Origin of the sequence: Hymenobacter jeollabukensis (genome assembly GCF_005771675.1) — a bacterium.
GTDB classification, from domain to species: Bacteria; Bacteroidota; Bacteroidia; order Cytophagales; family Hymenobacteraceae; genus Solirubrum; species Solirubrum jeollabukense.
In genome coordinates this window covers 385,217-397,182 of the sequence record NZ_VAJM01000003.1, presented here as the reverse complement: position 1 = coordinate 397,182, position 11,966 = coordinate 385,217, and the positions used below count along the sequence as shown (strand labels likewise).

Sequence of the window (11,966 nt, the reverse complement as noted above, 5' to 3'; positions counted from 1 at the left end):
GCGCTACTCTTATTGTTTCCGCTGATTCACCAGCCCCTCTTCGGTTGAGGAGGGGGAATCTTCTCCGCGTCAGCATTCTGCTTTCCTCCCCCAACACCCGCTTAATGACTTTTCGAACTTCGCTGAAGACGCTGGCCGCCGCGTCCCTGCTGCTGGCCAGCGCTTTCAATGCCCAGCCGCTGCGGGCCCAATCGGCCCTGCTGCAGAACGCGCCCGGCCGCCGGGTGCTGAGCCTGAACGGCCGCTGGAATTACATCATCGACCCCTACGAAAACGGCTTCTACGACTACCGCCGCGAGGCCTTCGACCAGTCGAAAAGCGGCAAGGGGGGCTACTACGACAATGCCAAGCCCAGCACGAAGCAGGAAACGGAGCTGATTGAGTACGACTTCGACCACGCCGACGCCCTGCAGGTGCCCGGCGACTGGAACTCGCAGCGGCCCGAGCTGCTCTACTACGAGGGCACCATCTGGTACAAGAAAAGCTTCACGCTGAAGCCTGCGGCCGGCAAGCGCTACCACCTGTACTTCGGGGCCATCAACTACGAGGCGCACGTGTACCTGAACGGCAAGAAGCTGGGCATGCACAAGGGCGGCTTCACCCCGATTCAGTACGACATCACCGACCGCCTCGACCCCAGCGGCGAGAATTTCGTGGTGGTGAAGGCCGACAACACCCGCCGCCCGGAGGAAGTCCCGACCATTAACACCGACTGGTGGAACTACGGCGGCCTGACCCGGGACGTGTTTGTGGCCGAAACTCCGCAGACCTTCATCAGCGACTACAAAGTGCAGCTGGCCAAGGGCAACATGGGCCAGCTCGCCGGCTTCGTGCAGCTGACGGGTGAGGGCCGCGCAGGTCAGACGGTGACGCTGAGCATCCCGGAGGCCAAAATCACCCAGCAGGTGAAAACTGACGGTGAGGGCCGCGCCAGCTTCACGGTGCCCGCGAAGAAGCTCACGCTTTGGTCGCCGCAGACGCCGAAGCTGTACGCGGTGACCTTGAGCACCGGCACCGACCAGGTGCAGGACCGCATCGGCTTCCGCACCATCGAGACGCGGGGCGCGGACATTTTGCTGAACGGCAAGTCGATTTTCATGCGCGGCATCTCGATGCACGACGAGAATCCGCTGATTCCGGGCCGGGCCCGGGGCGAGGGTGACCTGCGCATGCTGCTGACCTGGGCCAAGGAGCTGGGCTGCAACTACGTGCGCCTGGCCCACTACCCGCACAACGAAACCATGCTCAAGCTGGCCGACGAAATGGGCCTGCTGGTGTGGGGCGAGGTGCCGGTGTACTGGACCATTGCCTGGCAGAACCCCGCCACCTACCAGAACGCCGAAAACCAGCTCACCGACCTGATTTCGCTCGGAAAAAACCGCGCCAGCGTGGTGGTGTGGAGCATCGGCAACGAAACGCCCCTGAGCGAGCCGCGCCTGAAGTTCATGAGCAGCCTGGCCCAGAAAGCCCGCTCACTGGACGACACCCGCCTGATTTCGGCCGCCCTGGAGCTGCACCGCACCCCCGACAACGTCATCCACGTGGACGACCCGCTGGGCGAGTTTCTGGACCTGACGAGCATCAACGAATATGCCGGCTGGTACTGGGGCGGCAAGCCCAGCGAAATCACCAAGTACACCTTCGATATCAAGTACAACAAGCCGGTCACCATCAGCGAGTTTGGCGGCGACGCCCTGGCCGGCTACCACGCCGACGCGGAGACGCGCTGGAGCGAGGAGTACCAAGAGGCGCTGTACCAGCAGCAGCTCAAGATGCTGGGCACCATCAAGAACCTGCGCGGCATGACCCCGTGGATTCTGGCCGACTTCCGCGCCACCCGCCGGCAACACCCGGTGTACCAGCAGGGCTTCAACCGCAAGGGCCTGATTTCGAGCACCGGCACGAAGAAAAAGGCTTTCTACGTGCTGCAGGAGTACTACCGGCAGCTGGCCAAGCAATACGACGGGAAATGATGCGCATTCCAAACGCCGCGGCCCCAGGGTTGAAACCCTGGGCTATTGATACCCAGTTCGCCCGGCTCACTAGCCCAGGGTTTCAACCCTGGGAATCCGGTGCCATGTGGGCCTCCCGGCTGGCGGTAGTTGGCCTGCTGCTCCTCACTGGCCTCACCACGGCCCAGGCCCAGCAGCTCGATACCACCGAGTACACCCTGCGCGTCGACGCGAAGAAGACGCTCAACAACTCCAAAATCGACGGCACGGCCTCGTTTTCGCCCTACAAGAGCTACGCCACGCGCAACATTGCGCAGCTGCGGGGCTTCAAGCCGGGCAAAACCAAGCTGAGCAAGTACGGCGGGCGCCTCGACAAGCGCACCACGGCCACGGGCTTCTACTACGTGAAGAAAGTGGACGGGCGCTGGTGGGCGGTGGACCCCGAGGGCTACTTCTTCCTGCACAACGCGCCCAACAACGTGCAGGCTGTCGGCTCGGAGCGGGCCCAGCAGGCCCTTAAGGAGCAGTTTGGCGACAAGGCCGGCTGGATGCGTAAGACCCGGCAGCTGCTGGTCGACAACGGGTTCAACGGCGCGGGGGCGTGGTCGGCGAACGAGGAAATCCGGGCGGAAAACGCCAAAGCCGACCGGCCGCTGGCCTACACCGTGAACCTGGATTTCATGGCCAAGTACGGCGACAAGCGCGGCGGCACCTACGTGCAGCCCGGCCACAAGGGCTACCCCAACGACGTCATCTTCGCCTTCGACCCGGGCTTTGCCGAGTTCTGCGAGCAGTACGCCCAGCAACTCACCAAGTACAAGGACGACCGGAACCTGTTCGGCTACTTCTCCGACAACGAGATGCCGCTGCTGCGCAAAAACCTCGACGGCTACCTCAAGCTCCCGCAGACCGAGCCCGGCTACCAGGCTGCCAAACTCTGGGCCGACCAGCGCGGCATCACCCTGGAAACCATTACCGACCAAAACCGGCAGGATTTCCTGGCCTTCGTGGCCGACAAGTATTTCAGCACGGTGGCCCGGGCGCTGAAAAAGTACGACCCCAACCACATGTACCTGGGCTGCCGCTTCCACGGCGCCCAGCGCTACTACCCCGAGCTGCTGACGGTGACGGGCAAGTACGTGGACGTGGTCAGCATCAACTACTACAATAACTGGACGCCCGAGCCCAAGTGGGTAAGCGAGTGGGAAAAGCTGGCGCAGAAGCCCTTCATCGTGACCGAGTGGTACGTGAAGGGCGAAGACGCCCCCGGCCTGGCCAACACCGCCGGCGCCGGCTGGGTGGTGCGCACCCAGGCCGACCGCGGCAAGTTCTACCAGAATTTCACGCTGGGCCTGCTGGAATCGAAGAATTGCGTGGGCTGGCACTGGTTTAAGTACCAAGACAACGACCCCACCCTAAAAGGCGCCGAGCCATCCAACACCGACGCCAACAAGGGCATCGTGAACTGGAGCTTCCAGCCCTACCAGCCCTTGCTGCTGCCCATGCGCGAGCTGAATCAGCAGATGTACCGCTTGGCCGACTACTTCGACAAGCAGTGAGTTACCAAGTGCGAGTTGTCAGTTGACAGTCGTCTAACCAAGCTGACCTCTCACCTGACAACTCGCAACGGACAACTGATAACGCCCGCATACCGCCGTCCGGCTCCCCCTCTCCTTTTCGGAGAGGGGGCCGGGGGGTGAGGCGCAACGCCACAAAGACCCAATCCATGCTCCGCCTAACCGTCCTCACTACGCTGCTGCCGCTGGCCGCCCTGGCCCAGACGCCGGCCCGGCCCGTGGCGGCGGGGCTGAAGCCGCAGGTGCGGACGGCAGTGGCGCCACCGGCGCGCCGGGAGCAGCTGCGGGTGTACCTGCTGCTGGGCCAGTCGAACATGGCGGGGCGCGGGGTGGTGGAGGCTCGGGACACCACGGCCACGGCGCGGGTGCTGCGGCTGAACGCGACCGGGCAGTGGGAAGCGGCCAAGGACCCGCTGCACTTCGATAAGCCGGTGGCCGGCGTGGGGCCGGGGCTGAGCTTCGGCCGGGCCATGGCGGCAGCCGAGCCGGATGCCGTTATCGGGCTGGTGCCCTGCGCGGTGGGCGGCACGGCCATCAGCGCCTGGCAGCCCGGCGCCGCCGACGCGGCCACCAACACCCACCCCTACGACGACGCCCTGCGCCGGGCGCGGCTGGCGCTGCAACATGGCACGCTGGCCGGCATCCTCTGGAACCAGGGCGAAGCCGACAGCAGCCCCGCGAAAAGCACCGCCTACGCCCAGAACCTGACCGCCCTCATCAACCGTCTGCGCCAGGACCTCGGCGCGCCCGACGTGCCCTTCGTGGCCGCGCAGCTGCCCGCGTTCCAGTACGAGCGGCCCGACAGCCTGGGCCGCCGCATCAACGCCGGGGCCGTGCAGCTGAATCAGGCGGTGGCCCGCCTCGCCCAAACGGTGCCGCACTACGCCTACGTCACAGCCGAAAACACCCGGCACCGCGGCGACCAATTGCACTACGACGCGGCCTCGGCCCGCCTGCTGGGCCAGCGCTACGCGGCGGCCATGCTGAAGCTGCAGGCCGCGGCTAAGCCAAAAGCGGAGTCGAAGCCGGAATTGAAAACGAAGTCGAAAGCCAAACCTGCCAAGTCTCGCTCCTAACCCGAAACGCAGCACCCACCGCAACTAACCAGCCTTCGTCAGGTTCAGCCGCATCATCTGGCTCCCCTCTCCCAGCGGGAGGGGCCGGGGGTGGGGTCGGCCGGAAGGTGATGCGCCTATGAAAGCACTGTCCTTCCTTTCGCTTATCCTGCTGCTCACTGGCTGCGGCAAGAAAGGCGCCGGCACCGACCCGGAGCCGCCCCTGCCGCCGGCCCTCGGCAGCCTGCGCGAAGCGGCCTTTCCCTTCGGCGCGGCCGTCAACGTGAACCTGATGCGCAGCACCACGGCGTACCAGCAGGTGGTGACGCGGGAGTACCGCAGCGTGACGGCCGAAAACGCCATGAAATTCCGCAGCCTGCACCCGGACGCCGCGACCTACACCTGGTCGGACGCCGACTACCTGGTGCAGTACGCCCGCCAGAACAACAGCCGCGTGCACGGCCACACCCTGATCTGGCACAACTCCCTGCCCAGCTGGGTCACGAATTTTCAGGGTGACTCCGCCGCCTGGGAAAACCTGATGAAGACCCACATCCAGACCGTAGTCGGGCACTTCCGCGGGCAGGTGGCCTCCTGGGACGTGGTGAACGAGGCCGTGGCCGAAGACGGCACCCTGCGCCCCAGCCCGTGGCGGCAGCACCTCGGCCCCGACTACGTGGCCCGGGCCTTTCAGTACGCCCGCCAGGCCGACCCCGACGCCAAGCTCTTCTACAACGACTACGGCCACGAGTACGGCCCCACCAAGCGCACCGCCATTCTGAACCTGGTGAACGGCCTCAAGAGCCGCGGCATTCCCATCGACGGCATCGGGCTGCAGCTGCACACCAATATCAACCGCTCAGACGCCAACCTGGCCGCGGCCATTACCACCGCCGCCCAGACGGGGCTGCTGGTGCACATTTCGGAGCTGGACGTGGCTGTGAATCCCGACAACCAGGCCGGCCTGACCCTTACCAGCGCCCTGCAGACCGCTCAGAAAGCCAAGTACAAGCTCATCGTGCAGACCTATAACGCCCTGCCCGCCACCCAGCGCTTCGGCATCACTACCTGGAACGTGACCGACGCCGATACCTGGGTGCGCGGCTACTGCAGCTGCCCCGACTGGCCCCTGCCCTTCAACGACCAATACCAGAAAAAGCCCGCCTACGACGGCATTGTCGAAGGCTTGCAGTAACCCCACGTTGCCCTCACCTGGCGGCTGCCGGCCGCATTGGGGAATGGGAAAAGCAGCTGTTTCGCAGGGAACAGGCGCCGCGCACCTTGGTGAGTGAGGTGCGCCGGGGCCACTGAAACGGCTGTGGCCAGTGGCCGCCAGTGAGTGCAACGAACGTTCTTTGCCGTGCCACCCACGGCGCTTTTTACCCTTTAATCGAATGCGCGTACCCCGCTACCACCATCTGCTCCTGGGCCTGCTGCTGGCTGCCACGCCCGCCGCGCTGGCCCAGAAAACCAAGATAAAGGTCAAGAAAGCCGCCGCGTCGGCCGCGTCGGCGTTGCCCCAGGTTTCCGCCGCCGATATCGAACAGCGCATAACTGCGCTGCTCGGGCAGATGACGCTGGAAGAAAAAATCGGCCAGCTCAACCAGTACTCCGGCCGCGAAGTGACCGGCCCGGCCAGCAACCGCAAAAACGACCTGCTCAACAGCATCCGCGCGGGGCAGGTGGGCTCGATGCTGAACGTGAAGGGCGTGGCCGACACCCGCCTGATCCAGGCCGAGGCGCTGAAGTCGCGGCTCAAGATTCCCCTGCTCTTCTCCCTCGACGTCATCCACGGCTACCAGACCGTCTTCCCGATTCCGCTGGGCGAAGCCGCCAGCTGGGATTTGGCCGCCATCCGCGAGTCGGCCCACGTGGCCGCCCGCGAAGCCGCGGCTTCGGGCATTCACTGGACCTTCGCGCCGATGGTGGACGTGGGCCGGGACCCGCGCTGGGGCCGGGTGATGGAGGGCGCCGGCGAAGACACCTACCTCGGCAGCCAGATTGCCCGCGCCCGGGTGCTGGGCTTCCAGGGCGAAAAGCTCGGCGGCACCGACGCCATCATGGCCTGCGCCAAGCACTTCGCCGCCTACGGGGCCGCCGTGGCCGGCCGCGAGTACAACGTGGTCGACGTGAGCGAACAGCAGCTCTGGCAGGTGTATCTGCCGCCCTTCAAAGCCGCGGCCGACGCGGGCGTGGCCACGTTCATGAACTCCTTCAACACGCTCAACGGCATCCCGGCCACCGGTAGCCGCTACCTGCAGCGCGACATTCTGAAGGGCCAGTGGCAGTACCCCGGCTTCGTGGTGTCGGACTGGGGCTCGATCGGCGAGATGGTGCCCTGGGGCTACGCCACCGACAAGGCCGACGCCGCCCGCAAAGCCCTGGCCGCCGGCTCCGACATGGACATGGAAAGCGACGCCTACCACACCACGCTGGCCCAGTCCGTCAAGGACGGCAAGGCCGACCAAGCCCTGCTCGACGACGCCGTGCGCCGCATTCTGCGCAAGAAGTTTGAGCTTGGTTTATTCGACGACCCCTACCGCTTCTCCGACGAGAAGCGCGAAAAGCAGGTACTCAACGACCCCCAGCACCGCGTAGCCGCCCGCGACATTGCCCGTAAGTCGGTGGTGCTGCTCAAAAACGACAACCACGCGCTGCCCCTGGCCCAGCCCCGCAGCATTGCCCTCATTGGCCCGCTAGCGAAGGCCAAGCGCGACCTGGCCGGCAGCTGGGTGGTACTGGCCGATACCGCGCAGATTACCTCGGTGCACGAGGGCCTCACCAAACGCGCCGGCAAGAACACCCAGGTGCGCTACGCCAAGGGCTGCGAGGTGCAGGGCGACTCCCGCGCCGGCTTCGCCGCGGCCGTCGAAGCCGCCAAGGCCTCCGACGTGGTGGTGCTCTGCGTGGGCGAAACCTGGGACATGAGCGGCGAGGCCAAGTCGCGCACCGACATCGGCCTGCCCGGCGTGCAGACCGAGCTGTTTCAGGTCCTAAAAGCCACCGGCAAGCCCGTGGTAGTCATTCTGATGGCCGGCCGCCCGCTGGTGTTCAACCAGATTGCCGACCAGGCCGACGCCATTCTCTACGGCTGGTGGCCCGGCTCGGAGGGCGGCCACGCCCTGGCCGACGTGCTCTTCGGCGACTACAACCCCGCCGGCAAGCTGCCGAGCACCTTCCCCCGCTCCCTGGGCCAGGTGCCCATCAGCTACCAGCTCTACAACACCGGCCGCCCCGTCACCAAGCCCGGCGACATCCGCTACAAGTCGGCCTACATCGACTCGCCCAACACCCCGCGCTACGCCTTCGGCCACGGCCTGAGCTACACCTCGTTCAAGTACGACGGCCTGAAGCTCAGCCAGCCCACGATGGCCGCCGGCCAGACGGTGCAGCTGCAATGCACCGTCACGAACACCGGTAAAGTGGCCGGCGAGGAAGTAGTGCAGCTCTACCTGCGCGACCTGGTGGCCTCGGTGGCCCGCCCGCTCAAGGAGCTGAAGGATTTCCAGAAAATCAGCCTCAAGCCCGGCGAAACCAAGACCTTGACTTTCACCATCGACCAGGACAAGCTGGCGTTCTACAACGCGAAGCTGGAGTGGGTGGCCGAGCCCGGCGACTTCCAGCTGATGATCGGCTCGGCCTCCGATGACATTCGCCTGGAAAGCAAGCTGACGCTGCAGTAAGAATCAACCGCCAATCCAGTCCGTCATGTCGAGCGAAGTCGAGACATCTCGCTCGATAGTATTCTGCTCGTTGACCGATGATTTCACTATCGGACATCAGCACGCGAGATGTCTCGACAAGCTCGACATGACGTTCTAAAAGTTGCGCTACCGCAGCGTCCGCCCCCACACTCCCCCGCTAATCCCCCAACCTATCCATGAGCCTTTCCCCCGACACTCTCCCGGCTCCGGCCCTCTCGGCCCTCAGCCAGTTTTCCCTCGAAGGCAAAGTCATCGTCATTACCGGCGCCACCGGCGTGCTGGGCGAGGCCCTGTCGCTGGCCGTGGCCGAGGCCGGCGCCAAAGTGGCCATCCTCGGCCGCGACGCTGAGCGGGCCCAGGCCCGGGTGGCCGCCATCGAAGCCATTGGCGGCGAGGCCCTGCCCCTGCTGGCCGACGTACTCGACCAGGCCCAGATGCAGGCCGCCTGCGACGAAATCATCCGCACCTGGGGCACTGTCGACGGGCTGGTGAACGGGGCCGGCGGCAACATGCCCGGCGCCGTCGTCGGGCCCGACCAGGACCTGTTCGACCTCAACCTCGACCACACCCGCCGCGTGGTTGACCTGAACCTGTTCGGCACGGTGATTCCGACCAACGTGTTTGGCCGCGTCATGGCCGAGAAGGGCAAGGGCAGCATCGTGAACGTGTCGAGCCTGACGGCGCAACGGCCGCTGACGCGGGTGCTGGGCTACACCATGGCCAAGAAAGCCGTGGAAGCCTACACCCAATGGATGGCCGTGGAGTTGGGCCTGCGCTACGGCGGCGGCCTGCGCATGAACGCCATTGCCCCGGGCGTGTTCCTCACGGAGCAAAACCGCACGCTGCTCGTCAACCCCGACGGCACGCCCACGGCCCGCGCCCGGCAGTTCATTGCCGGCACGCCCTACCAGCGCTTCGGCCAGCCCGAGGAGCTGACCGGCACGCTCATCTACCTGCTCAGCGACGCCTCCCGCTTCGTCAGCGGCGAGACGATTCTGGTCGACGGCGGCTTCAACGCCTACAGCGGGGTGTAATTTGCCGGCCCAAAACCATTGAACGTCATGTCGAGCGAAGTCGAGACATCTCGCTGGATAGTAATCATGACGGACAGCTAAACCAAGATCAAGCACAAACATGCCCATCATCCAAAGCTGGCGCTGGTACGGCCCTTCTGACCCGGTCAGCCTCGCCGATATTCGCCAGGCTGGCGCCACCGACGTGGTGACGGCCCTGCACCACGTACCGAACGGCCAGGTCTGGACCGTGGCCGAAATCCAGAAGCGCCAGGCCGAAGTGGCCGCCGCCGGCCTGACCTGGAGCGTGGTGGAGAGCGTGCCGGTGCACGAGCAGATCAAGACCCGCACCGGCGACTTTCAGCGCCACATCGAAAACTACCAGCAGAGCCTGCGCAACCTGGCGGCCTGCGGCATCCGCACCGTCACCTACAATTTCATGCCCGTGCTCGACTGGACGCGCACCGACCTGAGCTACGAGGTGGAGGACGGCTCCCGGGCCCTGCGCTTCGAGCGCGCCGCCTTCGTGGCCTTCGACGTGCTGCTGCTGCAGCGCCCGGGCGCCCGCGCGGAGTACGGCGCCGAGGAGCTGGCCGCGGCCGAAGCCCGCTTGGCGGGTATGAGCGCGGCGGAGCGGGAGCTGCTGGTGCGCAACCTCATTGCCGGTTTGCCCGGCTCGGAGGAAAGCTTCACCCTGCAGCAGTTTCAGCAGGCCCTCGACACCTACCAGGGCATCGACGCGGCCAAGCTGCGGGAGCACCTGATCCTGTTTCTGCAGGAAATCGTGCCCGTAGCCGAGGAAGCGGGCGTGGTCTTGGCCATTCACCCCGACGACCCGCCCTACCCCATCCTGGGGCTGCCGCGCGTGGTGAGCACCGCCGCCGACGTGCAGGCCCTCTGCGACGCGGTGCCCTCGCTCAGCAACGGCCTCTGCTTCTGCACCGGCTCCTTCGGCGTGCGCCCCGACAACGACCTGCCGGCCATGGTGCGCCAGTTTGCCAACCGCATCCACTTCATCCACCTGCGCAGCACCCAGCGCAACGAGGCGGGCGACTTTTACGAGGCCAACCACCTGGAAGGCGACGTGGACATGTACGCCGTGATGCGCGAGCTGCTGCTGGCCATGCAGCGCCGCGGCCAGAGCCTGCCTATGCGCCCCGACCACGGCCACCAGATGCTCGACGACCTGAAAAAGAAAACCAACCCCGGCTACTCCGCCATCGGCCGCCTGCGAGGCCTGGCCGAGCTGCGCGGCCTGGAAATGGGCATTTCGCGCAGCCTGTAGCTCATCCACGCCGTACCTGCCGCCGCTGCGCCCCACCACGCGGTTAGCAGCAAAAAAGCCCGCTTCCGGTCGGAAGCGGGCTTTTTTCGTTATTCTGGATTCCGCCCGATGCGGTTCGCAGCAGCACGGTTCCGGATGCGCCGGGCCGGGCCCGCCACTGAACCGGCAACCCGCCGGCGGAGTTTGCCGATATGGGCCGTACCACGCGGGCCGTGCTGCGCCAACCGCCCGATTTACCCGAACTTGCTCCTTCATCGTTTCTTCTCCCCGTGTCCACGCACCGCGCTTCTATTTCGGATCTGGCAGCCCAGCTGAATCTGTCCGTTTCCACCATTTCGCGGGCGCTCAGTGACCACAGCAGCATCAGCGACGCCACCAAGCGCCGGGTGTGGGAACTGGCCAGGCAGCTGAACTACCAGCCCAACCAGCTGGCCGCGGCCCTGCGCAAGGGCCGCAGCAACACCCTGGGCGTCATCGTGCCCCACATCGACGGGCACTTCTTCGCCCTGGTGCTCAAGGGCATCGAGAACGTGGCCAATCAGGCGGGCTTCAACGTAATGATCTGCCAGTCCAACGAAAACGCGGCCCACGAGAAGAAAAACCTCGACACCCTGCTTAACGCCCAAGTCGAAGGCATTCTGGTGTCGTTGTCCCTGACCACCAAGGACGTGCAGCACTTCGAGGACGTGCGCCGCCGTCACCTGCCGCTGGTGTTCTTCGACCGTATTCCGGATTCGCCCAACGTCAGCGCGGTGGTGCTCGATGACTACCAGGGCGCCTACCAGGCCGTGGAGCACCTCATCGGGCAGGGCTGCCGGCGCATTGCCCACATCGGCGGGCCCCAGCACCTGAACATCTGCCGCAACCGCTACCGCGCCTACCGCGACGCCCTGCAGGCCCACGGCCTGCCCTACGACGAGCAGCTGGTGTATTTCTGCGACCTGACCCTGCCCGAGGGCCTGCAGGCAGCCGAGGTCCTGCTCAGCCGCCACGTGCCCTTCGACGCCGTGTTTGCGGCCAACGATCTGGCCGTGGCCGGGGCCATGCAGGTGCTGCGCGCCGCCGGCCTCCGCATTCCGCAGGACGTGGCGCTGGCCGGCTTCAGCAACGAGCTGTTTACCCTGCTCACCGAGCCCCACCTGACCACCGTGGACCAGCGCTGCGAGGAAATGGGCCGCACCGCCGTGCGCCTGCTGCTCGACATGGTGGCCGACCAGACCCGCCAGCTGCCGCCGCGCCAGATCGTGCTGCAGCCCGAGCTGCTGGTGCGCGCCTCCTCGCAGCGACTGGAGGCGTAGGGGTTTCAGCCCAAAGGCCGTTGAAGAGCACCGGTCCTTAGAACGGTCATGCTTCATCTGGCGTCCGCTTGCCGACTATTCC

The 11,966-nt window shown here is 65.7% G+C and carries 8 protein-coding genes; all 8 read left to right on the top strand.

The window, feature by feature from the left end:
- The first annotated feature begins 104 nt into the window (after positions 1-104).
- A complete protein-coding gene (locus tag FDY95_RS09130) occupies positions 105-1,973 on the top strand; it encodes a glycoside hydrolase family 2 protein (RefSeq protein WP_138076971.1) in 1,869 nt (622 codons plus the stop codon).
- A gap of 104 nt (positions 1,974-2,077) precedes the next feature.
- Positions 2,078-3,511 carry an agarase gene (locus FDY95_RS09125; RefSeq protein ID WP_138076969.1) on the top strand — a complete coding sequence of 478 codons (1,434 nt, stop codon included), beginning with the start codon at positions 2,078-2,080 and terminating at the stop codon, positions 3,509-3,511.
- A gap of 167 nt (positions 3,512-3,678) precedes the next feature.
- A complete protein-coding gene (locus FDY95_RS09120) occupies positions 3,679-4,605 on the top strand; it encodes a sialate O-acetylesterase (RefSeq protein WP_138076968.1) in 927 nt (308 codons plus the stop codon).
- Between the two features lie 118 nt (positions 4,606-4,723).
- Positions 4,724-5,779, top strand: coding sequence for an endo-1,4-beta-xylanase (locus FDY95_RS09115; protein WP_138076966.1), 1,056 nt, complete (start codon positions 4,724-4,726; stop codon positions 5,777-5,779).
- Positions 5,780-5,978: 199 nt separating this feature from the next.
- The gene (bglX, locus tag FDY95_RS09110) at positions 5,979-8,267 is read left to right on the top strand and encodes a beta-glucosidase BglX (RefSeq protein WP_138076964.1); all 2,289 of its coding nucleotides are present in this window, start codon (positions 5,979-5,981) and stop codon (positions 8,265-8,267) included.
- Positions 8,268-8,464: 197 nt separating this feature from the next.
- Positions 8,465-9,322 (top strand): SDR family oxidoreductase, encoded by an 858-nt coding sequence (locus FDY95_RS09105; protein WP_138076962.1) that lies wholly within the window; start codon positions 8,465-8,467, stop codon positions 9,320-9,322.
- A gap of 100 nt (positions 9,323-9,422) precedes the next feature.
- Entirely contained in the window at positions 9,423-10,586 is a 1,164-nt protein-coding gene (uxuA, locus tag FDY95_RS09100) for a mannonate dehydratase (RefSeq protein ID WP_138076960.1), read from the top strand.
- A 269-nt stretch (positions 10,587-10,855) separates the two neighbouring features.
- Positions 10,856-11,884: a LacI family DNA-binding transcriptional regulator gene (locus tag FDY95_RS09095; RefSeq protein ID WP_171025603.1), complete on the top strand. Its 1,029-nt coding sequence runs from the start codon at positions 10,856-10,858 to the stop codon at positions 11,882-11,884.
- Positions 11,885-11,966 lie beyond the last annotated feature (82 nt).